The 24,995-nt window shown below is 72.0% G+C and carries 21 protein-coding genes; 10 read left to right on the top strand and 11 right to left on the bottom strand.

Features of this window, described 5'->3' with window-relative positions; all coding sequences use genetic code 11:
* Positions 1 to 21: 21 nt before the first annotated feature.
* A complete protein-coding gene (locus tag ACZ6C1_RS14775) occupies positions 22 to 819 on the bottom strand; it encodes a carbon-nitrogen family hydrolase (protein ID WP_469240934.1) in 798 nt (265 codons plus the stop codon).
* Between the two features lie 135 nt (positions 820 to 954).
* On the opposite strand from ACZ6C1_RS14775, the gene ACZ6C1_RS14770 reads away from it, so the two are divergent.
* Entirely contained in the window at positions 955 to 1,779 is an 825-nt protein-coding gene (locus ACZ6C1_RS14770) for a maleylpyruvate isomerase family mycothiol-dependent enzyme (RefSeq protein ID WP_469240932.1), read from the top strand.
* Positions 1,780 to 1,781: 2 nt separating this feature from the next.
* On the opposite strand, the gene ACZ6C1_RS14765 is transcribed toward ACZ6C1_RS14770, so the two are convergent.
* Positions 1,782 to 3,077, bottom strand: coding sequence for an MFS transporter (locus tag ACZ6C1_RS14765; RefSeq protein WP_469240930.1), 1,296 nt, complete (start codon positions 3,075 to 3,077; stop codon positions 1,782 to 1,784).
* Positions 3,074 to 3,715, bottom strand: a complete 642-nt coding sequence (locus tag ACZ6C1_RS14760; RefSeq protein WP_469240928.1) for a GntR family transcriptional regulator — start codon at positions 3,713 to 3,715, stop codon at positions 3,074 to 3,076. Before ACZ6C1_RS14760 ends, ACZ6C1_RS14765 begins: the two co-directional genes overlap by 4 nt.
* Positions 3,716 to 3,980: 265 nt before the next feature.
* Here ACZ6C1_RS14760 and ACZ6C1_RS14755 point away from each other — a divergent pair, with 265 nt between their 5' ends.
* The gene (locus ACZ6C1_RS14755) at positions 3,981 to 4,907 is read left to right on the top strand and encodes a D-alanyl-D-alanine carboxypeptidase family protein (RefSeq protein ID WP_469240926.1); all 927 of its coding nucleotides are present in this window, start codon (positions 3,981 to 3,983) and stop codon (positions 4,905 to 4,907) included.
* 64 nt (positions 4,908 to 4,971) lie between these two features.
* Here the strand turns inward: ACZ6C1_RS14755 and ACZ6C1_RS14750 are convergent, their stop codons facing one another.
* From ACZ6C1_RS14750 to pdhA, 3 genes are read right to left on the bottom strand one after another with little or no spacing between them, the layout of a single operon-like run.
* Complete coding sequence (locus ACZ6C1_RS14750) at positions 4,972 to 6,387, bottom strand: dihydrolipoamide acetyltransferase family protein (protein WP_469241235.1); 1,416 nt, start codon at positions 6,385 to 6,387, stop codon at positions 4,972 to 4,974.
* Between the two features lie 29 nt (positions 6,388 to 6,416).
* Complete coding sequence (locus tag ACZ6C1_RS14745; RefSeq protein ID WP_189549814.1) at positions 6,417 to 7,397, bottom strand: alpha-ketoacid dehydrogenase subunit beta; 981 nt, start codon at positions 7,395 to 7,397, stop codon at positions 6,417 to 6,419.
* 2 nt (positions 7,398 to 7,399) lie between these two features.
* On the bottom strand, positions 7,400 to 8,563 hold the full coding sequence (gene pdhA / locus ACZ6C1_RS14740) for a pyruvate dehydrogenase (acetyl-transferring) E1 component subunit alpha (RefSeq protein WP_469240924.1): 1,164 nt from the start codon (positions 8,561 to 8,563) through the stop codon (positions 7,400 to 7,402).
* A gap of 327 nt (positions 8,564 to 8,890) precedes the next feature.
* On the opposite strand from pdhA, the gene ACZ6C1_RS14735 reads away from it, so the two are divergent.
* On the top strand, positions 8,891 to 9,568 hold the full coding sequence (locus tag ACZ6C1_RS14735) for a response regulator (protein ID WP_469240923.1): 678 nt from the start codon (positions 8,891 to 8,893) through the stop codon (positions 9,566 to 9,568).
* Positions 9,569 to 9,825: 257 nt separating this feature from the next.
* Complete coding sequence (locus tag ACZ6C1_RS14730) at positions 9,826 to 10,839, top strand: phosphotransferase (RefSeq protein WP_469240921.1); 1,014 nt, start codon at positions 9,826 to 9,828, stop codon at positions 10,837 to 10,839.
* 29 nt (positions 10,840 to 10,868) lie between these two features.
* Here the strand turns inward: ACZ6C1_RS14730 and ACZ6C1_RS14725 are convergent, their stop codons facing one another.
* Complete coding sequence (locus ACZ6C1_RS14725; RefSeq protein WP_469240919.1) at positions 10,869 to 12,560, bottom strand: protein kinase domain-containing protein; 1,692 nt, start codon at positions 12,558 to 12,560, stop codon at positions 10,869 to 10,871.
* A gap of 344 nt (positions 12,561 to 12,904) precedes the next feature.
* Here ACZ6C1_RS14725 and ACZ6C1_RS14720 point away from each other — a divergent pair, with 344 nt between their 5' ends.
* From ACZ6C1_RS14720 to ACZ6C1_RS14695, 6 genes are all read left to right on the top strand, one after another.
* Positions 12,905 to 14,518 carry a protein kinase domain-containing protein gene (locus ACZ6C1_RS14720; RefSeq protein WP_469240918.1) on the top strand — a complete coding sequence of 538 codons (1,614 nt, stop codon included), beginning with the start codon at positions 12,905 to 12,907 and terminating at the stop codon, positions 14,516 to 14,518.
* Positions 14,519 to 14,775: 257 nt separating this feature from the next.
* Positions 14,776 to 15,393 (top strand): hypothetical protein, encoded by a 618-nt coding sequence (locus ACZ6C1_RS14715; protein WP_469240916.1) that lies wholly within the window; start codon positions 14,776 to 14,778, stop codon positions 15,391 to 15,393.
* Positions 15,394 to 15,479: 86 nt separating this feature from the next.
* Complete coding sequence (locus ACZ6C1_RS14710) at positions 15,480 to 16,121, top strand: PadR family transcriptional regulator (protein ID WP_469240914.1); 642 nt, start codon at positions 15,480 to 15,482, stop codon at positions 16,119 to 16,121.
* 91 nt (positions 16,122 to 16,212) lie between these two features.
* Positions 16,213 to 16,971: an ABC transporter ATP-binding protein gene (locus tag ACZ6C1_RS14705; RefSeq protein ID WP_469240912.1), complete on the top strand. Its 759-nt coding sequence runs from the start codon at positions 16,213 to 16,215 to the stop codon at positions 16,969 to 16,971.
* The gene (locus ACZ6C1_RS14700) at positions 16,968 to 19,832 is read left to right on the top strand and encodes an ABC transporter permease (RefSeq protein ID WP_469240910.1); all 2,865 of its coding nucleotides are present in this window, start codon (positions 16,968 to 16,970) and stop codon (positions 19,830 to 19,832) included. The genes ACZ6C1_RS14705 and ACZ6C1_RS14700 overlap by 4 nt, the downstream gene beginning before the upstream one ends.
* Before the next feature lie 99 nt (positions 19,833 to 19,931).
* Positions 19,932 to 20,474: a bacterial proteasome activator family protein gene (locus ACZ6C1_RS14695; RefSeq protein ID WP_469240908.1), complete on the top strand. Its 543-nt coding sequence runs from the start codon at positions 19,932 to 19,934 to the stop codon at positions 20,472 to 20,474.
* Positions 20,475 to 20,574: 100 nt separating this feature from the next.
* On the opposite strand, the gene ACZ6C1_RS14690 is transcribed toward ACZ6C1_RS14695, so the two are convergent.
* Genes ACZ6C1_RS14690 through ACZ6C1_RS14675 form a run of 4 tightly spaced genes read right to left on the bottom strand, consistent with a single transcriptional unit; the run spans position 20,575 to position 24,947 of the window.
* Positions 20,575 to 21,564, bottom strand: a complete 990-nt coding sequence (locus ACZ6C1_RS14690) for an NAD(P)H-quinone oxidoreductase (RefSeq protein WP_469240906.1) — start codon at positions 21,562 to 21,564, stop codon at positions 20,575 to 20,577.
* 10 nt (positions 21,565 to 21,574) lie between these two features.
* Positions 21,575 to 22,633: a potassium channel family protein gene (locus ACZ6C1_RS14685; RefSeq protein ID WP_469241233.1), complete on the bottom strand. Its 1,059-nt coding sequence runs from the start codon at positions 22,631 to 22,633 to the stop codon at positions 21,575 to 21,577.
* A gap of 20 nt (positions 22,634 to 22,653) precedes the next feature.
* A complete protein-coding gene (locus ACZ6C1_RS14680; RefSeq protein ID WP_469240904.1) occupies positions 22,654 to 24,024 on the bottom strand; it encodes a molybdopterin molybdotransferase MoeA in 1,371 nt (456 codons plus the stop codon).
* Positions 24,021 to 24,947, bottom strand: coding sequence for an NTP transferase domain-containing protein (locus tag ACZ6C1_RS14675; protein WP_469240901.1), 927 nt, complete (start codon positions 24,945 to 24,947; stop codon positions 24,021 to 24,023). Before ACZ6C1_RS14675 ends, ACZ6C1_RS14680 begins: the two co-directional genes overlap by 4 nt.
* Positions 24,948 to 24,995: the final 48 nt, after the last annotated feature.

The following is a 24,995-nucleotide window of genomic DNA, read 5'->3' as shown; positions in this document are numbered from 1 at the left end:
GGGTGCGCCGCGGGGTGGGAGTCAGGGGCGCGGTGGGGTCAGGCCCAGGCGGCGGTCCTTGAGGGCCGGGAACTGGTCGCGGGTGGTGGCGACCAGGGCCGGGTCGAGGTCCACCGTGAGGACCTCCTCCGCCTCGCCCGCCTCGGCGAGGATGGCGCCCCAGGGGTCGACGACGAGGCTGTGGCCCGCCTGGGGCACTCCGGCGTGGGTGCCGGCGGTGGAGCAGGCGAGGACGTACGCCTGGTTCTCGACCGCGCGGGCGCGGGCCAGCAGGGTCCAGTGCTCGCGGCGGCGCGCGGGCCAGCCGGCCGGTACGGCGAAGGCGAGGGCCCCGGCGTCGACGAGGCCGCGGAAGAGTTCCGGGAAGCGGAGGTCGTAGCAGGTGGCCACACCCAGCGGCAGGCCGGGCACCGGGACGGTGACCAGGTCGTCGCCCGCCGCCATCATCACGGCCTCGCCCTTGTCGAAGCCGAAGCGGTGGATCTTGCGGTACGAGGCCACGAGGTCGCCGGACGGGGAGAAGACGAGGGCGGTGTTGTACAGGGCGCCGTCGGGAGCGCGTTCCACGATGGAGCCGGCGTGCAGCCAGACGGACGCGCCGGCCGCCGCCTCCGCCATCGCGTCGTGCGTCGGACCGGTCAGCGGCTCCGCCTCTGCCTCGAACGACTCGTAGGCGAACGCCCCCACGGGCCACAGCTCCGGGAGGACCACCAGGTCGGCGACCCCACGCTGTTCGGCCACCAGGGAACTGACGCGTGCCCGGCGGGCATTCGGCGATTCGTCCGGATCTACTGCGATCTGGATGAGCGAGGCGCGCACACTACCACCGTCCTGGCATTCGAGCCGTCAACACGGGCCTACGATCGTCACACGAAAGCACTGCCGGGGTGCCCGCGTGCAGCGTAACTTAGCTGCACAGCACCCAGCCCGCGTACGAACCGCCCGAGGGGTCCCGTGACCGTCCATCCCAGCCTCCAGCCCTACGCCGACGCCTGGACCCACTCCATCGAAGCGATATCCGAGCTGGTGCAGCCACTCGTGGAGGGCGAGTGGAATCGAGCCACGCCCTGCCCCGGCTGGTCGGTGCGCGACATCGTGTCGCACATCATCGGCATGGAGTGCGAGATGCTCGGCGACCCGCGCCCGATCCACTCGTTGCCGCGCGATCTCTACCACGTACGCAGTGACTTCGCGCGCTACATGGAGATGCAGGTCGATGTGCGCCGCCACCACACCGGGCCGGAGATGACGGCCGAGCTGGAGTACACGCTCATCCGCCGCGCCCGCCAGCTGCGCAACGAGAACCGCTCCCCCGACACCCTGATCCGCGCCCCGCTGGGCGCCGAGCAGTCACTGGAACTGGCCTACCGGATGCGGGCCTTCGACGTCTGGTGCCACGAGCAGGACCTGCGCACCGCGCTGGGCAAGCCGGGCAACCTCGACTCCCCCGGCGCGCACGTGGCCCGCGACAACTTCCTGACCGTCCTGCCGAAGGTCGTCGCCAAGGACGCGGGCGCGCCGCCGAACACGGCGGTCGTCTTCGACGTGCACGGCCCCGTGGAGTTCCTCCGTACGGTCCGGGTCGACGCCGACGGCCGCGGCTCCATCGACGGCGCGCCCTCGCTGGGCCCGGCCGCGACGATCGCGACGGACTGGGAGACGTACGTACGCCTCGCCTGCGGGCGGGTGCGGCCGGCGGCCGTCGCGGACCGGGTCAAGGTGGAGGGCGACACGGAGCTGGCGGACGCGATCCTCCGCAGCTTCGCGGTCACTCCGTAGCGTCACACCGGAACGTGCACGGTCTCCACCCGGCTCGCCACCAGCCGGTCGCGTTCCCGCCGGGCCGTGCGCGCCCGTAGCCGCACGATCTGCGCGACGCCCAGGGCCTGGAGGACGAAGACGGAGGAGAAGGCGATCCGGTAGTCGTCGCCGGTGGCGTCCAGCAGGACACCGACGGCGAACAGGGTGGTGATGGAGGCCGTGAAGCCGCCCATGTTGACGATGCCGGACGCCGTGCCCTGCCGCTCCGGCGGGTTCGCCGGCCTGGCGAAGTCGAAGCCGATCATCGAGGCGGGCCCGCAGGCGCCGAGGACGACGCACAGGGTGGCCAGCAGCCACATCGGGGCGTGGTCGCCCGGGTGCGCGAGGGTGGCCGCCCACACGGCGGCCGTGGCCGCGACCGTGCCCAGCGCGAGCGGTACCCGTGCCCCGTGGTGCCGGGCGATGATCTGGCCGTAGGTCATGCCGAAGACCATGTTGGAGAGCACGGTCAGCGTCAGCATGTCGCCGGCCGTTCCCCGGGACAGGCCCTGTTCCTCGACGAGGAAGGGCAGCCCCCACAGCAGCAGGAACACCATCGCCGGGAACTGGGTGGTGAAGTGCACCCACATGCCGAGCCGGGTGCCGGGCTCCCGCCAGGACTCGGCGATCTGGCGGCGGACGTACGCCGCGCCCGCGTGGTGCGCGGGCTCCGGCTCGTGGCCCTCGGGGTGGTCCTTCAGGAACATCACGAGCAGCACGAGGACGACCACTCCGGCCAGCGAGCTGCCGGCGAACGTCACCGTCCAGCCCAGCCCGTCCAGCGTCCGCGCGATCACGATCGTCGAGACGAGGTTCCCGACGACTCCGAAGAGCCCCGCGACCTGCGCGATCAGCGGGCCGCGCCGGGCCGGGAACCAGCGCGTCCCCAGCCGCAGCACGGAGATGAAGGTCATCGCGTCGCCGCAGCCGAGCAGCGCCCTGGAGGCCAGCGCCATGCCGTACGAGGGGGAGAGCGCGAAGCCCAGCTGACCGAGGGTGAACAGCACCACCCCCAGGGTCAGGACCTTCTTCGTGCCCAGCCGGTCGACCATGAGGCCGACGGGTATCTGCATGCCGGCGTAGACCAGGAGCTGGAGTATGGAGAAGGTCGACAGGGCGGAGGCGTTGACGCCGAAGCGGTCGGCGGCGTCGAGGCCGGCGACGCCCAGGGACGTACGGAAGATGACGGCGACGAGGTAGACGCAGACGCCGACGCCCCACACGAGGGCGGCGCGGCGGCCGCCGGGGGGATCGGACGGGAGGGTGACGTGGCTCACCGGTCCTCACCCCTGACCAGGACCTTGACGCGGCTGACGTGGCGGTGGACGCAGCGGGCGGCGCCCTCGGCGTCGCCGGCGCGGATGGCGTCGAGGATCTCGGCGTGCTCCGCGATGTTCTTGGCGACGCGGTCGGGGTGGGCCTCCATCACGGCGACACCCATGCGCAGTTGCCGGTCGCGCATCTGGTCGTAGAGGCGGGAGAGGATCTCATTGCCGGCGTGGCGGACGATCTCGGCGTGGAAGCCGCGGTCGGTGACGGCGACGGCGGCGAGGTCGCCCTCGTCGGCGCGCCGCCGCTGTTCCTCCAGCAGCTCCTCCAGTCGCTCCAGGAGCCGGGCCGGGGCGGGGACCGCCTTGCGCACGGCGAACTCCTCGACGAGGAGCCGGGTTTCGACGACGTCGGCGATCTCCTGCGCGGAGACGGCGAGGACCAGGGCGCCCTTCTTGGGGTAGAGCTTCAGCAGCCCTTCCATCTCCAGCTTGAGCAGCGCTTCGCGCACGGGCGTACGGGACACCCCGACGGCCTCGGCGAGCTCCCCCTCGGTGAGGAGCGTCCCGCCCTGGTAACGGCGGTCGAGGACGGCTTGCTTGACATGGGTGTAGACGCGGTCGGCTGCGGGAGGGGCGGAAGGCATGCACACAGCATAGATACAAGAGGGGTGCATCAGGGGCCTGTCATGGGGATGTGGGGCGGAACTCACAAGCCCCACGAGCCTCCTGTGCCCCACGTCACGTGGTCCGCGTCACATGGGTCGCTCCTCCTCAGGAATTTCCGGACTCCCGTACATCCCTCGGGGGCGTTCGAGGGTCTCCTCTTGGGCACCGGTTTTCCCGCCCGCCAGGTTGAGGCGTTTTCGACGTACTCGAGACTCGAACTCGGAGCGTTTTGTTTTGATATCGATGAACGCGGCCGTGCGCCGCACCGCGACGGTTGTCCTCACGGGCGGTCTGCTGCTGACCGCCTCCCCGCTCGCGGCACCGGCCGCGGCGGCCACGCCGATCCCCTCCATCAGCGCCAAGGGCGGCTTCATGGTGGACCAGGCGGACGGCAAGGCCATCTACGGCAAGGCGAACACGACCCGCCGCCAGATGGCCAGCACGACGAAGATCACGACCGCGATCGTGGTCCTCACCACACCGGGCGTGGACCTCAATCGCAAGGTGACCATCAAGCAGGCGTACCGCGACTACGTCGTCCGCACGGGTGCCAGCACCGCCGACCTGAAGACCGGCGACAAGCTCACCGTCCGGCAGCTGCTGTCCGCGCTGATGCTGCCCTCCGGCTGCGACGCCGCGTACGCCCTCGCCGACACCTTCGGCACAGGTACGACCACCGCCGCCCGCACCAAGTCGTTCATCGGCAAGATGAACGCCAAGGCGAAGCAGCTCGGCCTGACCAACACCAACTACGACTCGTTCGACGGCATCTCGACGACCGGGGCCAACTACACGACCCCGCCGGAGCTGGCGAAGATGGCCCGCCACGCCTTCAGCAGCTCCGTCTTCCGCGAGGTCGTCAAGGCGACCTCGTACCGGACCACGGCGACCACCAGCACCGGCGCCACGCGCACGTACACCTGGTACAACACCAACAAGCTGCTCGGCTCCTACAGCGGCGCCAACGGCATCAAGACCGGCACCGGTACGGCCGCCGGCCCGTGCCTGGTCTTCGCCGCCACCCGCGGCACCAAGACCTACGTGGGCGTCGTCCTGAACGCCCCCGACCGCTTCAACGACGCGGCCAAGCTGCTGGACTTCGGCTTCGGTTCCACGACGGCCAGCACCATGGAGCTGCGCTCGCTGCCGACGGGCGCCCAGCGCGACTGACCGGCACGCACACGGTGAAGGGCCCGGACGCGCCGTCGCGTCCGGGCCCTTCCGCCTACCGGGCTCAGGCCCAGGTGATCAGCCGCTTGGGCTGCTCCAGGATCGCGGCGATGTCCGCGAGCACCTTGGAGCCCAGCTCGCCGTCGACCAGCCGGTGGTCGAACGAGAGCGCCAGCGTGGTGACCTGACGGGGCTTCACCTTGCCCTTGTGGACCCACGGCTGGAGCTTGATCGCCCCGACCGCGAGGATCGCCGACTCGCCCGGGTTGAGGATCGGCGTCCCGGTGTCGACGCCGAAGACGCCGACATTGGTGATGGTCACCGTGCCGCCCTGCATGGCCGCCGGGGTCGTCTTCCCCTCGCGGGCCGTGGACACCAGTTCACCCAGGGAGGCGGCCAGTTCGGGCAGCGTCTTGTCGTGCGCGTCCTTGATGTTCGGCACGATCAGGCCGCGCGGCGTGGCGGCCGCGATGCCCAGGTTGACGTAGTGCTTGAGCACGATCTCCTGGGCGGCCTCGTCCCAGGAGGCGTTGATCTCCGGGTTGCGCTTGATCGCGACCAGCAGGGCCTTCGCCACGAGCAGCAGCGGATTGACCCGGAGCCCGGCCATGTCCTTGTCGGACTTGAGCTCCTCGACCAGCTTCATCGTGCGGGTGACGTCGACCGTGATGAACTCGGTGACGTGCGGCGCGGTGAAGGCGGAGCCGATCATCGCCTGGGCCGTCGCCTTGCGGACGCCCTTGATGGGGATCCGGGTCTCGCGGCCGGCCGCCGGCTGTGCCTGCGGCTGGGGCTGCGGGACCTCGACGGCCTGCGGCTGTACGGGGACGGCCGCGGGCGCGGCGACCGAGGCGGCGGCCAGGTCCACCGCCGCGTGCACGTCCTCGCGGGTGATGATCCCGTCCGGGCCGGTCGGGGTCACCGTCGCCAGGTCGACCCCCAGGTCCTTGGCCAGCTTCCGCACGGGCGGCTTGGCCAGCGGCCGGGTACCGGCGGGCGCGGTGGCGGCGGGGGCGGCCTGGGGGACGCTCACATGGCCGTTCAGCTCGCTCTGGACGGCCGCCTGGACGGCCGCCTGCTCCACCGGGGCCGCGGCCCCCTTGCGCGGGCGGCGCTTGGTGGACGTCTCGGCGACGCCGTAGCCGACCAGCACGGGCTGGCGGCCGGTCGGCTCGGCGGCCTCACCGGCACCGGCGGCCTCCTTGGCGGCGGGCTCCTCGGCGGCGGGCTGGGCGGTCTGCGGCTGCTCGCCGGCGTCACCGCCGACGTTCACCGAGATGATCACCTCGCCGACGTCGACCGTCGTGCCCTCGGGGAAGCGCAGCTCGTGCACGACGCCGTCGTACGGGCTCGGCAGCTCGACGGCCGCCTTCGCCGTCTCCACCTCGCAGACGACCTGCCCGTCGGTGACGGTGTCACCGGGCTGGACGTACCACTTGAGGATCTCGGCCTCGGTGAGCCCCTCGCCGACGTCCGGCATCTTGAAATCGCGGATCACAGCGGGTCTCCCTAGTACGCGAGCGAGCGGTCGACGGCGTCGAGCACCCGGTCGAGGCCCGGCAGGTATTCCTCTTCCAGCCGTGCCGGCGGATACGGCGCGTGGTAGCCGCCCACGCGGAGGACCGGTGCCTCCAGGTGGTAGAAGCAGCGCTCGGTGATGCGGGCGGCGATCTCGGCACCGGAACCGTAGAAGACGGGCGCCTCGTGGACGACGACCAGCCGGCGGGTCTTCTCCACCGACGCCTGGACGGCGTCGAAGTCGATCGGGGACATCGACCGCAGGTCGAGGACCTCCACCGACCGGCCCTCCTCCGCGGCGACCGCGGCGGCCTCCAGGCACAGCTTCACCATCGGGCCGTACGCCGCGAGGGTCAGGTCGGTGCCCTCGCGCACGGTGCGGGCCTTGTGCAGCTCGCCCGGGATGGCCTCGGTGTCGACCTCGCCCTTGTCCCAGTAGCGCCGCTTCGGCTCGAAGAAGATCACCGGGTCGTCGCTCTGGATGGCCTGCTGGAGCATCCAGTACGCGTCCGACGAGTTCGACGGCGAGACCACCTTGAGGCCCGCGACGTGCGCGAACAGCGCCTCGGGCGACTCGCTGTGGTGCTCGACGGCGCCGATGCCGCCGCCGTAGGGGATGCGGACGACGACCGGCAGCTTGATCTTGCCGAGCGCACGGGCGTGCATCTTGGCGAGCTGGGTGACGATCTGGTCGTACGCGGGGAAGACGAACCCGTCGAACTGGATCTCCACGACCGGGCGGTAGCCGCGCAGCGCGAGTCCGATCGCGGTGCCGACGATGCCCGACTCGGCGAGCGGGGTGTCGATGACCCGCTCCTCGCCGAAGTCCTTCTGGAGCCCGTCGGTCACCCGGAACACGCCGCCGAGCTTTCCGACGTCCTCGCCCATGACGAGGACCTTGGGGTCGGTCTCCAGGGCCTTGCGCAGCGACTCGTTGAGCGCCTTGGCGAGGGGAAGCTTCTGTACAGCCATGGTTACTTGACCTCCCCGTCCGCGAAGGACGCCTGGTAGGCGGCGAACTGCGCGCGCTCCTCGTCGACGAGTGCGTGCCCGTCGGCGTACACATGGTCGAACATCGCCATGTGATCGGGGTCGGGCATGGCTCGAACGGCCTCGCGGACACGCTTGCCGAGCGACTCCGACTCCGTCTCCAGCTCCTCGAAGTACGCGGCGTCCGCGAGTCCCTGCTTCTCCAGGTACGTGCGCAGCCGCAGGATCGGGTCCTTGGCCTCCCACGCCGCCCGCTCGTCGTCGAGGCGGTAGCGGGTCGGGTCGTCGGAGGTGGTGTGGGCGCCCATGCGGTAGGTGAACGCCTCGACGAGCGTCGGGCCCTCGCCGCGGCGGGCGCGCTCCAGGGCGGAGCGGGTCACGGCCAGGCAGGCCAGGACGTCGTTGCCGTCGACGCGCACGCCCGGGAAGCCGAAGCCCTGCGCGCGCTGGTAGAGCGGGACGCGGGTCTGCTTCTCGGTCGGCTCGCTGATGGCCCACTGGTTGTTCTGGCAGAAGAACACGACCGGGGCGTTGTAGACCGCGGAGAAGGTGAACGATTCGGCGACGTCGCCCTGGCTGGAGGCGCCGTCCCCGAAGTACGCGATGACGGCGCTGTCGGCACCGTCCTTGGCGACGCCCATGGCGTAGCCGGTGGCGTGCAGGGTCTGCGATCCGATGACGATCGTGTACAGGTGGAAATTGTTGCTGGTGGGGTCCCAGCCGCCGTGGTTAACGCCACGGAACATTCCGAGCAGATTGGTCGGATCGACCCCGCGGCACCAGGCGACTCCGTGCTCGCGGTAGGTGGGGAAGACGTAGTCGTCGTCCCTGAGGGCCCGGCCGGAACCGATCTGGGCGGCCTCCTGCCCGAGCAGCGAGGCCCACAGGCCCAGCTCGCCCTGGCGCTGGAGGGAGGTGGCCTCGGCATCGAACCGGCGGGTCAGCACCATGTCGCGGTACAGGCCGCGCAGCTCTTCGGGGCTGAGGTCGATGTCGTACTCCGGGTGCTGAACGCGCTCACCCTCGGGCGTCAGCAGCTGTACGAGCTGGGGCTCGGCGCTCTGGGCGCCGGATGCCTTGGTTCCGCTCGCGCTGGTGCGCTTACTGCTGCGTCGCGGCTTGCGCGCGGCAGTGCCTTCCACGGTCACGTGCGTGCTCCTCCGTCTGTCCGGCCCCCGGGGTCCGCCGGGTGGGCCAGTGGGACTCGCCTGTCTCCGTACGTGTGCACGGGGTGGGTGCCCTCGGCCGGGAACAGGCGTGACAGGTGCCCCGGCGAGCTCCCTGTCCTAGGCACGTTACCCAGTGCACCGCATTACTGCGAAACCCCCTTTGACCTGCGTTTTTGCTTGGATTTCCAAGTAAATCGCAAAGGGGTGGACAAATGACTGGTCAGAGCCTTGTGAGCCGCCGGAACAGGGGGCACGTTATCCCGCGCACCCCGGGCACGGGAAGAGTCAGTATGTGAGACTGAGGCCGTGCGTGAAGATGGAAAAATCACCGTATTTCTGTTGGACGACCACGAAGTCGTCCGACGCGGCGTTCACGAAATGCTCTCCGTCGAGGACGGCATCGAGGTCGTCGGAGAGGCCGGTACGGCGGCAGACGCCCTGGTCAGGATTCCGGCGACCCGTCCGGACGTCGCGATTCTCGACGTACGCCTCCCCGACGGCAGCGGTGTCGAGGTGTGCCGCGAGGTACGGGCCCTGGATGAATCCATCAAATGTCTGATGCTCACCTCCTTCGCGGACGACGAGGCCCTCTTCGACGCGATCATGGCCGGTGCCTCCGGGTACGTCCTCAAGGCCATCCGGGGCAACGAGCTCCTGAACGCGGTACGGGACGTGGCGGCCGGCAAGTCCCTGCTGGACCCGGCGGCCACGGCGCGCGTGCTGGAGCGGCTGCGCGACGGCGACGGCCCCAGGGGCGACGACCGGCCGGGCGACGACCGGCTGGCGGCCCTGACCGAGCAGGAGCGCCGGATCCTCGACCTGATCGGTGAGGGGCTCACCAACCGCGCGATCGGCGAGCGGCTGCACCTGGCGGAGAAGACCATCAAGAACTACGTCTCCGGCCTGCTGTCGAAGCTGGGCATGGAGCGCCGCTCGCAGGCGGCGGCGTACGTGGCACGGATGCGGGCCGAGCGCCAGCACTGACGTGCGCGAGCGAACCGCTGGGCCGGGTGCGCCCCGGCCGAGCCGCACGAGCACGGTGGTCCCGTCCCGCCGCACCACGGCCCGGGTCGTCACCCGACCGGGTGCTCGCGCGGTGCGGACCGGCGACGCCCCGGATGGACGGCGATTCGTTCGAACCGGCGCCCTCGCGAATCGAACCCGGGTTCGCCGCCGTCCACTACCTGGACTGTTCCGCCGAGCGACTTTTTCAACACGCTGCGTGATCTAACATTTGGTGAGTGCCGCGCTCATCTGCAACCGCCGCCCCACCCGTGAGTGCGCTACTGCGCCGCTACGACAACCCGGGCGAGCCCCTCTCCTGCGTACCCGTCACCCAGGGCCTCCTCAACCGCGGTTACCGGCTCGCCACCACCCACGGCGCCTACTTCCTCAAACAGCACCTGGACGCCCCCACCGCCGACCGCGACACCATCGTCCGCCAGCACCGCGCCACCCAGCGCCTGCACGCCCTCGGCGTCCCCGTGGCCCCGCCGCTGCCCGACGCGGAGGGCGACACCGTCGCGGAGATCGAGGGACGCTGCTACGCCCTGCACCCGTGGATCGAGGGGCGCCACCGGGCGGGGGCCCAGCTCTCGACGGCCGGCTCCCGCCGCCTCGGCGCGCTGCTCGGGCTGGTGCACACCTGCCTGGAGCAGGTCATGGAACCCCACAGCGGCCGCCGTCACCGCAGCGCCGACCCGGACGAGACGTTCCGGGTCATCGACCGGCTGCTGGTGCTGGCGCGGGCCCGACGGCCCCGGGACGCCTTCGACGAGCTCGCCGAGCACCGGCTGCTGGAGCGGCGGCGGCTGCTGGCCGACCACGCGCACCGCCGGCCGCCTCCGGCGTCGGCGGGCGGCTGGGTGCACGGGGACTTCCACCCGCTGAACCTGCTCTACCGGGGCGCCGAACCCGCCGCGATCATCGACTGGGACCGGCTGGGCGTGCAGCCCCGGGCGGAGGAGGCGGTCCGGGCCGCCGCGATCTTCTTCGTACAGCCGGCCGGTGGTCTGGAGCTGGACAAGGTCCGCGCGTACGCCCGCGCGTACCGGCGCGCGGCCGGGGCGGATTCGGCGGAGCTGGCGGCGGCGGTGCACCGCGTGTGGTGGGAGCGGCTGAACGACTTCTGGATACTGCGCTGGCGCTACCAGTTGCACGACCGCAGGGCCGACCCGCAGTTTCCTGCGGCGTCGGCCCTGGCGGTGTGGTGGACGCGGGAGTACGAGGCGGTGTGCGACGCCTTCGCCGGATGAGCGGCCGCGCGGGCGGCCGCCCGCGCGGCTCAGGCGCCGCCGACGCCGGTGGTGGTCCCGCCCTGGTCGGTGGTGCCGGTGGTGGTGCCGCCCTGGTCGGTACCGCCGTCCGTGGTGCCGCCCTGGTCCGTGCCACCGTCCGTGGTGCCGCCCTGGTCGGTCTGACCGTCGGTCGTGCCGCCCTGGTCGGTCTGACCGTCGGTCGTGCCGCCCTGGTCCGTCTGACCGTCGGTGGTCCCGCCCTGGTCCGTCTGACCGTCGGTGGTGCCACCCTGGTCGGTGCCCTCGGTGGTGCCGGGGCTGGACGGCTGGCCGCCGGTGGGCGGGGGCGGGTTGTTCGTCTGGGGCTGCGACGGATAGTCGGGGTTCTGGTTGCCCCAGTTGCTGCCGTTGCCGCCGTTGCCGCCGCCCGTCGAGCCGCCCGGGTCCTGCGACTGCTCGTCCGTCTTCTGGTCGGACGGCGTGGGCTTGGTGGTGTCGCCGGGCTTGGACGGCGCGGTGGAGGCCGGGGGCTTCTTGTCCTTGTCGTCCGTCGTCTTCTTGGTCTGGTCGAGCGCGTACGCCACACCCGCCACGATCGCGATCAGGGCGAACGCCGCGAACAGCCACATCTTGCCCCGGCCGCCCCTACGGCCCTGCCCGCCGTCGTACGCGTAGGCGCCGTCGTCCGGGTTCGGCGGCGGCAGGAGCGGGCCCTGCGAGGTGTCGCCGTGCATCGGGTGGCCCATCGCGGTGGTCGCCGCGACACCGCCCGCCGCCGGGCGCCCGCCCTCGTGCATCTCGACCGGACCGGTGTTCCAGGTACCGGCGTGGCTGCCCTGCTGCTGGAGCATCTGGAGCCCGTACTGGACCAGCCCGCGCATCTCCTCGGCGCTCTGGAACCGGTCGTCCGGGTCCTTCGCGAGGGCGCGCATGGCCAGGCCGTCGAGCTCCGGCGGGGCGACGTCGGAGACCTCGGACGGCGGGACCGGGATGTCCTGGACGTGCTGGTAGACGACCGACAACGGTGTCTCGCCGGTGAAGGGCGGCCGCAGCGCCAGCAGCTCGTACAGCAGACAGCCCGTGGCGTACAGGTCCGAGCGGTGGTCGACGGCCTTGCCGAGGGCCTGCTCGGGGGAGAGGTACTGAGGGGTGCCCATGACCATGCCGGTCTGGGTCATCGTCGACTGCGCGCCGTGCAGGGCGCGCGCGATGCCGAAGTCCATCACCTTGACCGCGCCGCCGTGCGTGATGATCACGTTCGCAGGCTTGATGTCCCGGTGCACGATGCCGTGCTGGTGCGAGTAGGCGAGGGCCTCCAGCACACCGGAGACGATGATCAGCGCCTGCTCGGGCGGCGGCGCCTCCGCGTTGATCAGCAGGTCACGGATGGTGCGGCCCTCGACCAGCTCCATCACGATGTACGGCACCGACTGGCCGTTCACCACGTCCTCGCCGGAGTCGTACACGGCGACGATGGCGTGGTGGTTCAGCCCGGCGACCGACTGGGCCTCGCGCGTGAAGCGGGCCTTGGACACCGGGTCCTCGGCGAGGTCCGCGCGCAGCAGCTTCACGGCCACGGTGCGTCCCAGCCGGACGTCCTCGGCCGCGAACACCTCCGCCATGCCGCCGCGGCCGAGACGATGGGTCAGCCGGTAACGGCCGTCTCCGACGAGTCCGCCGACGCCCCACTCGGCGGACTCCGGCGCTCCGCCGCCGCCTGCCTCGGATTCGGATGCCATCAGTCCTCGCCGTCGTTTCTGTCCGCTTGCTCTGCGCGTGCGGTGTGCCGCCGTGTCTTAAGGGGTACTACGCCACGTCACGCTACAGCCTTCGCGCGCCGCGCCGGTTCGAGATTGACCGGCCATCCAACCGCCTCCACGTACACCTGTGCAAATTCCACGCCGGTTCCATGGCGGTGCCGTACGGGTCCGGTAACACTTCCGAGACGCTTCTTGTGCGTACGGTCACGGAACGGGCACCCGGCTTGACGTGTCACTGCCCTCGGGCAGACTTGGCCCGTAAAAACCGGATCACCGCGATTCACCGCGGCCACCACGGACGCGCGCGCACGGGGGAGCAAGACATGAGCCAGGACGGCGCACAGGGCCGCTATGCGGGCGGCTCGGTGGCGAACGGCCGGTACCAGCTTCGCGACCTGCTCGGCGAAGGCGGCATGGCGTCCGTATATCTGGCGTACGACAGTGCGCTGGACCGGCAGGTCGCCATCAAGACGCTGCACACCGAGCTGGGGCGCGAGCAGTCGTTCCGCGAGCGCTTCCGCCGCGAGGCACAGGCCGTCGCCAAGCTGCAGCACACCAACATCGTCTCGGTGTTCGACACCGGCGAGGACGACCTCGGCGGCTCGCTGATGCCGTACATCGTCATGGAGTACGTGGAGGGCCAGCCGCTCGGCTCGGTGCTCCAGGCCGACATCCAGGCGCACGGTGCCATGCCGGCCGACAAGGCGCTGAAGGTGACCGCCGACGTGCTCGCCGCGCTGGAGACCAGCCACGAGATGGGCCTGGTCCACCGGGACATCAAGCCGGGCAACGTGATGATGACCAAGCGCGGCGTCGTCAAGGTCATGGACTTCGGCATCGCGCGGGCCATGCAGTCGGGCGTCACCTCGATGACGCAGACCGGCATGGTCGTCGGCACCCCGCAGTACCTGTCGCCGGAGCAGGCGCTGGGGCGCGGTGTCGACGCGCGCTCCGACCTGTACTCGGTCGGCATCATGCTGTTCCAGCTACTGACGGGGCGGATCCCGTTCGACGCGGACTCGCCGCTGGCCATCGCGTACGCCCATGTGCAGGAGGAGCCGGTCGCGCCGTCCTCCATCAACCGGTCGATCACCCCGGCGATGGACGCGCTCGTGGCGCGCGCGCTGAAGAAGAACCCGAACGAGCGCTTCCCGAGCGCCGCCGCGATGCGCGACGAGTGCCTGCGGCTGCTGTCGGCGGGCCAGGGCCAGACGGGCGCGCCGGTCATCGTGCAGGGCGCGCCGCACGCGAACAGCGGCGCGGGCGTCGGCTCCGCGGTGTTCCCGCCGGTCGACCACACCACCCCGGCGCCGGGCCCGCACAGCGTCCAGACGCCGTACCAGCCCTACGGCACCCCGGCACCCACTCCTTCTTACGGGTACCCGCAGCAGCCGCAGCCGCAGGCTCCCGCGTACCAGACGCCCGCCCCGCCGCCGTACACGATCTCCCCGCAGGGCCCGGCGCCGGCTCCTTCGAGCGGAAGCGGCGGCGGCAAGAGCAACATGCCGGTGATCGTGGGCGCGATCGCGGTCGCCGTGCTCGTGATCGGCGGCCTCGTCACGGCGGTGTCCCTGAGCGGCGGCGAGGACGACCCGGGCACGGACCCCCGTGGCGGCGCCAGCCAGTCGTCGGAGGAGTCCCAGGCGGGCCACAAGCCCCCGGAGCGCCACCGGACGATGGAGACGACCGAGTGCACGGACGCCTCGGAGGACAGTGACGACCCGGCGAAGGTCCAGGCGCCCAGCTTCACCTACAAGGACATCATCTCGGTGAAGAGCTGCCTCCAGGCGGCGGGCTGGAAGTACACGGTCAAGGAAGTGGACGACCCCCAGTTCGCGGAGGACCAGGTCGTCGACCAGTTCCCGACCGAGGGGACGGCCGTGGTGCCCGGCAACCAGACCTTCGAGCTGACCGTCGCGACCGGAGACTCCGGCTGATCGGCGCACGGCCCCGGCCACCGGTGCGGGTCGACCGCAGCCACCGTCTCCGGCAGGGACCCCGTGTCGCAGCCACCGTCTCCGGGGCAGGGGCCCCGTGTCCCTCCTGTGGGTGGCTCCGGGGGCGCCCGGGATGCCGGAGGGCCACCGGCGTGTGACGCTGAGTGCGTTGTGGAGCCGGTCGCGGTTGCGACGGCTCCTGGCGGCTCGGTACGGGAGGGGGTCACTCGGTGGCTCCAAGGTTCGACGCACGGTGCGTGACGGTGGTCGCGGTGCTGCTGCTGGCGGCGTCCTCGGTGGCGGGCGTCCCGGCCGCGTACGCGGAGGACACCGACCCCGCCGCCGATCCCGGCGTGGGTCTCGTCCGGCCCAGTGACGCCGCCAGTGCGCCTGTTTCCGCTTCTCCGTCCTCGTCGCCCTCCGCCTCCCGGTCGGGGGCCGGGGTCGGTACCGGGCCCGGTTCCGGTTCCGTGCTCGGGCCGACGCGGAACGCCGCCGCCTCGCCGTCCCTCGCCGGGCGGCCGGCCGGCGAGGGGCGACAGCGGCCGGGGCGGCCCGCCTCGCCGTCCGTGAGCGCGCCCCCTGAGGAATCGCCGGCCCCGTCGTCCGGCCCGGCCGACCCGCCACGTACCAAAACGGCAACAGCGCCGCGGCTGCCGTGGGGCGAGGAGCCCGAGGCGGAAGCGGTACCCGAGACGGAGTCCCCGGCGGCCGCCGACCCGCCGCACTCGCCGCCCGCCGCCGCGTACGAACACGCCGCGCAGGCCGCGGACACCCTCGCTGACCGGCAGATTCCCGTACTCACCCTGGGCGTGGGGCTGGCCATGATGGGGCTCGGGCTCGGCTTCCTCGGGTTGCGGATAAGGCGCCGCTGACAGGTCGCCGTCCTCCTTGAGACGGACGTTCGAGGTCCCCCTGAAGACGCTTGTCGGCATCGGCATACTCGGTATACATACTGAGTATGTCCATCCGCCACGGGCTCCTCGCCCTTCTCGAACGCGGCCCACGCTACGGCTCACAGCTCCGTACGGAGTTCGAGTCGCGCACCGGCTCGACCTGGCCACTGAACGTCGGCCAGGTCTACACGACACTCAGCCGCCTGGAACGCGACGGTCTGGTCGAACAGGGCGGCGAGGACGAGGCGGGGCACGCGCTCTACGCGATCACCGACGCCGGCCGGGAGGAACTCCGGGTCTGGTTCGAGAAGCCGGTCGACCGCACCAGCCCCGCCCGTGACGAACTGGCCATCAAGCTCGCCATGGCGGTCGGCGCCCCCGGGGTGGACATCCGCAACGTGATCCAGTCGCAGCGCCGCCACACCATCAAGGCGATGCAGGACTACACCCGGCTCAAGGCGCAGGCCATCACCGCGCTGGAGAGCGGGGCGGCGCGGGAACGGGACGACGTGGCGTGGCTGCTCGTCCTGGAACAGCTCATCTTCCAGACGGAGGCCGAGGCGCGGTGGCTCGACCACTGTGAGGCGCGCCTGATCCGGCTCTCCGCCTCCGCCACCGCCGCTACGAACACCACCTCGAACGCCCGGGCCGCCGTACCCCCGCACGTGCCCGAGCCGAGCCGGGCGGCCCCCCGGCCGGGGACCTGACCCCCCCGCCGTCCGCCGCACCGACCATCCCGTACACATCCGCTCCGTACGCCTGCTCCGCGCGCGTACGTCCAAGGGGGGACCCCTCTCCATGACATCGCCAGCCCGCTCGTCCCAGCAGCCCCCGCAGCCCGTGCTGCAACTCCAGAACCTGACCCGTGTCCACGGGTCCGGGGCCACCGAGGTGCACGCCCTGCGCGGCATCGACCTCGACGTCTTCCCCGGTGAACTCGTCGCCGTGATGGGCCCCTCGGGCTCCGGCAAGTCCACGCTCCTCACCATCGCGGGCGGCCTGGACAACCCCAGCTCCGGCCGGGTGATCGTGGAGAACACCGACATCACCGCCGCCGACCGCAAGACGCTCGCCGCCCTCCGCCGGCGGAGCATCGGGTACGTCTTCCAGGACTACAACCTCATCCCGGCGCTCACCGCCGCCGAGAACGTCGCCCTGCCGCGCGAACTCGACGGGATGTCCGCCCGCAAGGCCCGCCGCGAGGCGATCGCCGCCCTGGAGGAGATGGATCTCGGGCACCTCGCCGACCGGTTCCCGGACGAGATGTCCGGCGGTCAGCAGCAGCGCGTGGCCATAGCCCGGGCGCTGGTGGGCGACCGGCGGCTCGTCCTCGCCGACGAACCGACCGGCGCCCTGGACTCGGAGACCGGCGAGTCCGTGCTCGCGCTGCTGCGCGCCCGGTGCGACGCGGGCGCGGCGGGCGTCCTGGTCACGCACGAGCCGCGGTTCGCCGCCTGGGCGGACCGGGTGGTGTTCCTGCGGGACGGCGCGGTCGTCGACCAGACGATCCGCAGCGACGCCGACTCCCTGCTCACGGGCCAGGCGGCCGAGCGGTGAACAACTGGTTCCACTCATGGCGCGCCGCGGTGCGTATCGCCCGCCGTGACGCCTGGCGCTTCAAGGGCCGCAGTTTCCTCGTCCTGGCGATGATCGCCCTGCCGATCCTCGGTGTCAGCGCCGCCGATCTGACGGTGCGCACGGCGGAGTTGTCCACCGAGGAGCACCTGGCCCGCACGCTCGGTGCCGCCGACGCCCGGATCATCGATCCCCGCCTCGGCGGAGTGCCGATCTTCCAGCACCCGGTGGAAGAGAACGCCATGCCGGTGGGCGACTTCGAGGACAAGCCGTGGCCCGAGGGCGAGACCGACGTCGCCAAGGCCTTCCCCGCCAACTCCACGGTCCTGACCGACTCCGTGGGCGGCGGAAAGGTCCGCACCGCCCACGGGCTCCTCCAGACCGAGATCCGGGAGCTCAAGGCGGCCGACCCGATGGCCAGGGGCATCCTGTCCCTCCAGGACGGCCGGTTCCCCGAGAGGCCCGACGAGGTCGCGGCGACGACCCACTTCCTGGAGTCCAGCGGGCTCGGCATCGGCTCGACGGTGGCCGCGCGGGGGCTCGACCGCGAGTACCGGATCGTCGGCGCCTATGAGCTGCCCGACGACCTCAAGGCCGACCAGCTCAATGCGCTGCCCGGAGCCTTCCTGGACCCGCTGGGCAAGGCGGTGGACGCCGCCGGGCTGGCGGGGACGGGCAAGAGCACCACGCACCTGCTCGCTCTGCCCCGCTCGGCGGGTGGTGATGGTTTCACGTGGAACATGGTCAAGGAGGCCAACGCCAAGGGCGTCCAGGTGATGTCGCGTGCGGTCGCCCTCGCCCCGCCGGCCGACTCCGACGTACCGATGTTCCAGCAGGAGGGCTGGGGCAACTACGGCGACAGCGCCGCCGCCAAGGCCGCCGCTCTCGCCGCCGCCGGAACGATCGTCGGTCTCGCGATGCTGGAGATCTGCCTGCTGGCCGGCCCCGCCTTCGCCGTCGGCGCCCGACGCTCGCGGCGCCAGCTCGGGCTGGTCGGTGCCAACGGTGGCGACCGCCGCCACATCAGGGCGATCGTCCTGGCCGGCGGCCTGGTCATCGGCGCTGCCGCCGCCGTCGTCGGCACGGTGCTCGGACTGGTCCTGACCTTCGCGCTCCAGCCCGTGCTGGAGGACTACATGGGCCAGCGCTTCGGCTCCTTCGACATCCGGCCGCTCGAGCTGCTCGGTATCGGGCTGCTCGCCGTCCTCACCGGCCTGCTGGCCGCGGTGGTTCCGGCGGTCACGGCGTCCCGTCAGACGGTCCTCGCCTCACTCACCGGCCGCCGGGGCGTGCGCCGCGCCAGCCGGGTGCTGCCCGTCGTGGGCCTGATCGCCGCCCTGCTGGGTGCCGCGATCGCGCTGTACGGTTCGGTCGTCTCGGACGAGTTCCTCCTCGTCGCGGGCGGCAGCGCCCTCGCCGAGCTGGGTGTCGTCGCGATGACCCCCGCGCTGGTGGGCCTGTTCGGACGCACCGGCCGCTGGCTGCCGCTCTCGCCGCGCCTGGCGCTGCGGGACGCGGTGCGCAACCGGGGGCGTACGGCCCCCGCCGTCGCCGCGGTGCTGGCCGCGGTGGCGGGCACGGTCGCCGTGGCCACGTACCAGGCGAGCGACGACGCCCAGCAGCGGGCGGCCTACGAGGCCCGGCTGCCGCACGGGGCGGTCTCGGTCGTGGTCACGGAGGGCGGCGGCCGGGACGTCCCGGCGGTGAGCGACGCGGTGCAGAAGAACCTGCCCGTCGATGTGCGGGCGGATGTGAGCCGGATCGTGGTGGGCAAGGCCACCTGCGAGATGTACGGGGACGCCAAGGGCTGCGGCCGGCACGAGGTCGTCATCCCGGTGGCCAACCGGTGCCCGCTGTGGGTGTACACCCCCGACGGCTCGGACCCCGCGGAGAAGTACACCAAGGCCGAGCGCCGCAAGCTCGCCAAGGACTGGCGGTGCAGCGAGACGCCGAGCATGGCGTACACCGAGACCGGCCTGGTCGTCGCCGACGCCAAGCTGCTGAAGGTGCTGGAGATCGAGGACCCGGCGGCCGAGAAGGCGCTGGCCGAGGGCAAGGTCGTGACGTTCTCCCGCACGATGGTCGACGCCAAGGGCAAGCTGGGCATCAAGCTGATCACCGACACCGCCAAGGCCGACGAGGTCATGGGGCAGGGCAAGGAAGCGCCGGGCGAGATCAAGTCGTTCGACGTGTACCAGGCCGCCCGGGGCACCAACGCCTACGGCCTGGCGGGCATCGTGCCGCCGGCCGCGGCCAAGGCGGCGGGCATCACGACGGTGCCGTTCGGCGCGTACTTCTCTACCGACCGGACGCCGACCACGGAGCAGCGCCAGAAGCTGGACGAGGAGCTCGCCACGACGGGTGCCGGTGCCGAGCTCCACGTGGAGGAGGGCTTCGTCAGCGAGAACAGCATCGTGCTGCTGGCGCTGACCGTCTTCGCCGGGCTGATCACGATCGGCGCGGCCGGTATCGCCACCGGTCTGGCCCAGGCGGACGCCGAGGCCGACCTGAAGACGCTGGCCGCCGTCGGTGCGCCGCCGCGCGTGCGGCGGACGCTGAGCGGCTTCCAGTGCGGGGTGGTCGCCGTGATGGGCGTGCTGCTCGGTTCGGCGGCAGGCGTCCTGCCGGCGGTCGGGCTGCGGCTGACCGAGCGGCGCCAGCAGCTGAGCTGGTACGAGACGGCGCTGGACCAGGGCGGGCTGATGGACATGCCGCAGGTGCCGATCATCGTCCCGTGGGGGACCCTGGCCGCCCTGCTGGTCGCCGTGCCGCTGGGCGCCGCGCTCCTGGCCGCCCTCGTCACCCGCTCGCGCGGGGCGCTGGCCCGCCGCGCGGCGACGTAACGGGCACGGTCCTCGACGTTGTGCCCCCGTACGAGGGTGGATCACCCTCGTACGGGGGCAGACCGTGTGATGACGCACCCGTGCGAGAGAATGGCTGGCATGGAGATGCCGAGGAATGAACGGTCGCACGAGAACCCTCAGATCCTGGTCGTGGGCCAGGACGGCATGGCGCTCGGCGGCGGTGACGGTGACGACGAGTCGCGCGAGGTCCCGGTGACGGAGATGGTCGAACAGCCCGCCAAGGTCATGCGCATCGGCAGCATGATCAAGCAGCTTCTGGAAGAAGTACGCGCGGCACCTTTGGACGAGGCCAGCCGGGTGCGCCTGAAGGACATCCACGCCAGCTCGGTGAAGGAGCTGGAGGACGGTCTGGCACCGGAGCTGGTGGAGGAACTCGAGCGTCTCTCCCTGCCGTTCACGGACGAGGCCATCCCCTCCGAGGCGGAACTGCGCATCGCGCAGGCTCAGTTGGTGGGCTGGCTGGAAGGCCTGTTCCACGGCATCCAGACGGCGCTGTTCGCCCAGCAGATGGCGGCCCGGGCCCAGCTTGAGCAGATGCGCCGGGCGCTGCCGCCGGGCGCCCCGACCGATGACGACGACGACCGCGGCCACGGCGCCATCCGCTCGGGCCCGTACCTGTAGTCCCACCTGAAGCACCCGGCCGAGGCCCATACCTGTAGTCCCCTGAAGCACCTGGCCAAGGCCCGGCCCACCCCGTGTGTGCCGGGCCTCGCGCCCCGGCTCAGGCGGCGGTCGGTGCGACCAGCAGGACCTTGCCGACGTGGGAGCTCGCCTCCAGCGTCCGGTGGGCCTCCGGCGCCTCCGGCATGGGGTACGTGCGGTCCACCACCGGGCGGATCGAGCCCGTGCCGATCAGCGGCCAGACGTGCTCACGTACCGCCGCGATGATCGCCGTCTTCTCCTCCAGCGGCCGCTTCCGCAGCGACGTCGCCGTCACCGCCGCCCGCTTGTTCAGCAGAGCCCCCAGATCGAGCTCGGCCTTCCGCCCGCCCTGGAGGCCGATCACCGCGAGTCGCCCGTTCACGGCGAGCGCCTTCACGTTCCGCTCCAGGTACTTGGCGCCCATGATGTCGAGGATGACGTCCGCGCCCGCCCCGTCCGTCGCCTTGTGCAGCTCCTCGACGAAGTCCTGTTCGCGGTAGTCGATCAGGATGTCCGCGCCCAGCTCGGCGCAGCGCGCCAGCTTCTCCGGACCGCCCGCCGTCACCGCGACCCGGGCGCCCACCGCCTTGGCGAGCTGAACGGCCATCGTGCCGATGCCACTGGCGCCTCCGTGGACCAGCAGCGTCTCGCCCGGCCGCAGGTGCGCGACCATGAACACGTTCGACCAGACCGTCGCGGTCACCTCGGGCAGTGCCGCCGCCGTCACCAGGTCCACGCCCTCGGGCACGGGCAGCAACTGCCCCACCGGCACGCTGACCTTCTCGGCATAGCCACCGCCCGCCAGCAGGGCACACACCTCGTCTCCGACGGCCCAACCCGTCACCCCCGGCCCGAGAGCCGCGATACGGCCGGAGCATTCGAGGCCCGGGTACGGGGACGCACCGGGCGGCGGATTGTAGAAGCCCTGCCGCTGCAGGAGATCGGCACGGTTGACGGCGCTCGCCACCACCTCGACGAGGACCTCGCCCGTGCCGGGCACGGGGTCGGGCACCTCCGCCCAGACGAGCGCCTCGGGGCCACCGGGTTCGGGAATCGTGATCGCATGCATGGCCGCGAGGCTACTCCGGCGGTGTGCTGAGCGGCGGCACACTGCTCGCCCGCACGATCGTGATCAGACGGTCCGTCAACTGAAGCGGGCTCGCCGCCGGATCGTCGTAGCCGAGCAACCGGTGCCCGCGCAGGACACTGATCACCAGATCGTCCGTCTCGCGCACGTTCTTGCCCACCTCGGCCTTTATGACCGGCCGTTCGACCAGGTCGAGACCGCTGCCCTGCTGGATGAGGTCCTCCATCACCGTGCCCGCGCTGGGGCTCAGTACGGACAGGCCCAGCAGCCGGCCGGCCGCGCTCGCGCTGGTGATCACGGCGTCCGCTCCGGACTGGCGCAGCAGCGGCGCGTTCTCCTCCTCCCGCACCGCCGCGACGATCTTTGCGCCGCGGTTGAGCTGGCGAGCGGTCAGCGCCACCAGCACCGCGGTGTCGTCGCGCTGTGTCGCGATGACGATCTGCCGGGCGCGCTGCACTTCGGCGCGCAGCAGTACGTCGCTGCGGGTCGCGTCGCCGATCACGCCCGTGAACCCGTCCGCGTTCGCCGTCTCGATGACCTTGCTGCTCGGGTCGACGATGACGATCTGGTCCCTCTTCAGGCCCGTGGCGCACAGCGTCTGAATCGCCGACCGGCCCTTCGTACCGAAGCCGATGATGACGGTGTGGTCGCGCAATGTGGACCTCCAGCGCTTGAGCCGCCACTCTTCCCGGGTCCGTTGGGTGAGGACCTCGAGAGTGGTACCGACCAGGATGATCAGGAAGAGCACGCGCAGCGGCGTCACGAGCAGCACGTTGACCAGCCGCGCGCTGTCGCTGTGCGGAACGATGTCGCCGTAACCCGTCGTCGACAGGGTCACGGTCGCGTAGTAGACGGCGTCAAGGAAGTCGACGCCCTCGTCGGCGTTGTCGTGATAGCCGCCACGGTCGACATAGACGATGAGGACGGTCAGCGCGAGGACGAACAGCGCCATCAGCAGCCGCTTGCCGACCTGACGGAGAGGCTTCTGGACGATCGGGTTGGGGAGCCGGATCTGGCCGCCCACGAGTTGCTCCTCGGCGCGGCGGGCCATCGCATCCTGGCCAGGAAGTTTCACGTGAAACACCCCTCGGTGGTCGCAGCCCAGGGCAGGTCGAGGATCTCCAGTACGTCACCGGGGCGGGCGCCACCCGGCGGGACGACCGCCAGCCCGTCGGCCGCCGCGATCCCGCGCAGCATGGCCGGGCCGTTGTAGTGCAGGGGTACGACGGGCCCGGAACCGTGCCCGGGGGCGTGATCGGGGGTGCGGCTGGGGCCGTGGTCGGGGGTGCGGCTGGAGCCGTGCCCGGGGGCGCGGTCGGGGGCGCGGCCCGTCGTACGGGTGACAGGCACGAGCCGGGTGTCGTGGGGGTGGCCGTGCACCTCGTCACGCACGGCGGCCCGGTACGGTGCCGGGGCCCGGCGTCCGGCGAGACCTCGGAGCAGCGGCTCGGCGAGGGTGAGGAGGCCCGAGACGGCCGCGAGCGGGTTGCCGGGCAGACCGACCAGGTAGGTGGCCGGGGTGAGCCGGGCGAGCAGCATCGGGTGACCGGGGCGGACCTTCACCCCGTCGACCAGCAGCTCGGCCCCCGCCTTGCGCAGCACGGGGTGGACGTGGTCGACGGGACCCGACGCGGTGCCTCCGGTGGTGATCACCACGTCCGCCCCGGACTCGGTCACCGCCGCGTACAGCGCGTCGGCGTCGTCCCCGATGCGCCGGGTCACGCCCACGTCCGCGCCGAGCGCGCGCAGCCAGGGCGCGAGCATGGGGCCGAGGGCGTCACGGATGAGCCCGTCGTGCGGAAGACCGGCCGTGAGGAGCTCGTCGCCGAGGACCAGGACGTCCACCCGTGGGCGTTCCACAGTGGTGAGCTCGTCGTACCCGGCGGCGGCGGCCAGTCCCATGACGGCGGGCGTGACGGGCGTTCCGGCGGGCAGGAGCTGGTCGCCGGAGCGGCACTCCTGGCCGCGCGGCCGGATGTCCTGCCCGTGGGTCACCTCACGCCGGGCGTGCAGGTGGCCGGTCGCGTCCGTACGGGAGTGCTCACTGCGGACCACGGCGGTGGCGCCGACCGGGACGCGGGCGCCGGTGGCGATCCGTACCGCCTCGCCGTCGGGCAGCGGGGGCGTCCGGGCGTGCCCGGCCAGGACGGAGCCGCCTTCACTGATCCGCCAGGGGCCAGGGCCCGCGACGGCCCATCCGTCCATGGCGGAGGTGTCGAACGACGGCAGGTCGGTGAGCGCCGCCAGCGGCTGGGCGAGCACTCTGCCCAGCGACTCCGCGAGCGCCACCCGCCGGGTCCGGGCGGGGCGGGCCGCGCCCAGGCGTGCGGCGACGGACCGGGCCTCGGCCCAGGGTGTGGCGCGGTGCCGCTCCTGCTTCGGGGCCTGGGGCCCGACCAGGGCGAGCGCTTCGTCGACGCCGTCGGCGTCCGGATCGGTCATCCGGCGCCGGTCCCGCTGTCGGTTCCGTTGCCGGAGTCGCCGCCGGTCCCGCCGTTCGCTCCCCCGGCGGTCCCGCCGTCGGCCTCGTTCGCCCAGCGGCCGGCCAGGGCGGACGCCTTGCGTGAGGCTTCGGCGACGGCCGCGGACACGGCTTCCGGGCCGCCCTCGGCGGCCCTGGCGGCGGCGTACCCGACCAGGAAGGTGGTGAGCGGCGCGGCGGGCCGGGCGACGCCGTGGGCGGCGTCGCGGGCCAGGTCGAGCAGGACGCCGGTGTCGACGTCCAGTTCGATGCCGAGCTCGTCCTTGACTGCGGTGATCCATTCGTCCAGCACGTTCCCATGCTCCCTGATCGCGGCCCGGGCGGTGGCGATGTCTTCCCAGGTGTCGCAGTCGAAGGAGGCGAGGGGGGCGGACGGGATCCGGAGGACGTCCAGCTCCTGCACGAGCAGACGCAGGGGCAGTCCTGTCAGGTTGCCGTGTTCGGCTGCCAGGAGGGCCAGTTCGCGGCGCAGCGGTTCGGTCCGGTACGCGGCGACCAGCGGCTGGTCCCGCCCGCCGGGGTCCACGGACAGCACGCCCTCGGCGCTCCCGCCCGCCAGCGCGTCGACCAGGGCGCGCACACCACCGTCCTTGAGGAACGGCAGATCACCGCTGAGGACGACCACGGTGTCGGCCTCCACATGCCGCACGCCCGCCGCCAGCGCGGCCAGCGGCCCGCTGCCCGGCGGTTCCTCCCGTGCCCAGACCACGGGCCGCACGGTGGCCCGCCGCCCGCCCACGACCACGGCGCGTCCGGCCTCACGGGAGGCTCCGAGCACGCGGTCGAGCAGGGTCCGCCCGCCGATGCTCACGGCCGGCTTGTCCACGCCCCCGAGCCGCCTGGCGGCACCCCCGGCGAGCACGACGACGTCAAATGGGCTCACGGCACCAGTATCTCCAGGCGCGCTTCCGCACCCACCCCCGGGGCGGCC

This window comes from Streptomyces sp. NPDC041796, assembly GCF_055590785.1.
The sequence above is the reverse complement of the archived record's forward strand: the minus strand, read 5'-3'. Positions and strand labels throughout refer to the sequence as shown.

What these genes read in the sequence shown, in the direction of transcription:
- ACZ6C1_RS14760 (WP_469240928.1), bottom strand. Translation starts at nt 3,715, where the DNA reads ATGCCTTCCGCCCCTCCCGCAGCCGACCGCGTCTACACCCATGTCAAG.
- ACZ6C1_RS14755 (WP_469240926.1), top strand. Translation starts at nt 3,981, where the DNA reads ATGAACGCGGCCGTGCGCCGCACCGCGACGGTTGTCCTCACGGGCGGT.
- ACZ6C1_RS14750 (WP_469241235.1), bottom strand. Translation starts at nt 6,387, where the DNA reads ATGCCGGACGTCGGCGAGGGGCTCACCGAGGCCGAGATCCTCAAGTGG.
- ACZ6C1_RS14745 (WP_189549814.1), bottom strand. Translation starts at nt 7,397, where the DNA reads ATGGCTGTACAGAAGCTTCCCCTCGCCAAGGCGCTCAACGAGTCGCTG.
- ACZ6C1_RS14725 (WP_469240919.1), bottom strand. Translation starts at nt 12,560, where the DNA reads ATGGCATCCGAATCCGAGGCAGGCGGCGGCGGAGCGCCGGAGTCCGCC.
- ACZ6C1_RS14720 (WP_469240918.1), top strand. Translation starts at nt 12,905, where the DNA reads ATGAGCCAGGACGGCGCACAGGGCCGCTATGCGGGCGGCTCGGTGGCG.
- ACZ6C1_RS14710 (WP_469240914.1), top strand. Translation starts at nt 15,480, where the DNA reads ATGTCCATCCGCCACGGGCTCCTCGCCCTTCTCGAACGCGGCCCACGC.
- ACZ6C1_RS14705 (WP_469240912.1), top strand. Translation starts at nt 16,213, where the DNA reads ATGACATCGCCAGCCCGCTCGTCCCAGCAGCCCCCGCAGCCCGTGCTG.
- ACZ6C1_RS14695 (WP_469240908.1), top strand. Translation starts at nt 19,932, where the DNA reads ATGGAGATGCCGAGGAATGAACGGTCGCACGAGAACCCTCAGATCCTG.
- ACZ6C1_RS14690 (WP_469240906.1), bottom strand. Translation starts at nt 21,564, where the DNA reads ATGCATGCGATCACGATTCCCGAACCCGGTGGCCCCGAGGCGCTCGTC.
- ACZ6C1_RS14685 (WP_469241233.1), bottom strand. Translation starts at nt 22,633, where the DNA reads ATGGCCCGCCGCGCCGAGGAGCAACTCGTGGGCGGCCAGATCCGGCTC.
- ACZ6C1_RS14680 (WP_469240904.1), bottom strand. Translation starts at nt 24,024, where the DNA reads ATGACCGATCCGGACGCCGACGGCGTCGACGAAGCGCTCGCCCTGGTC.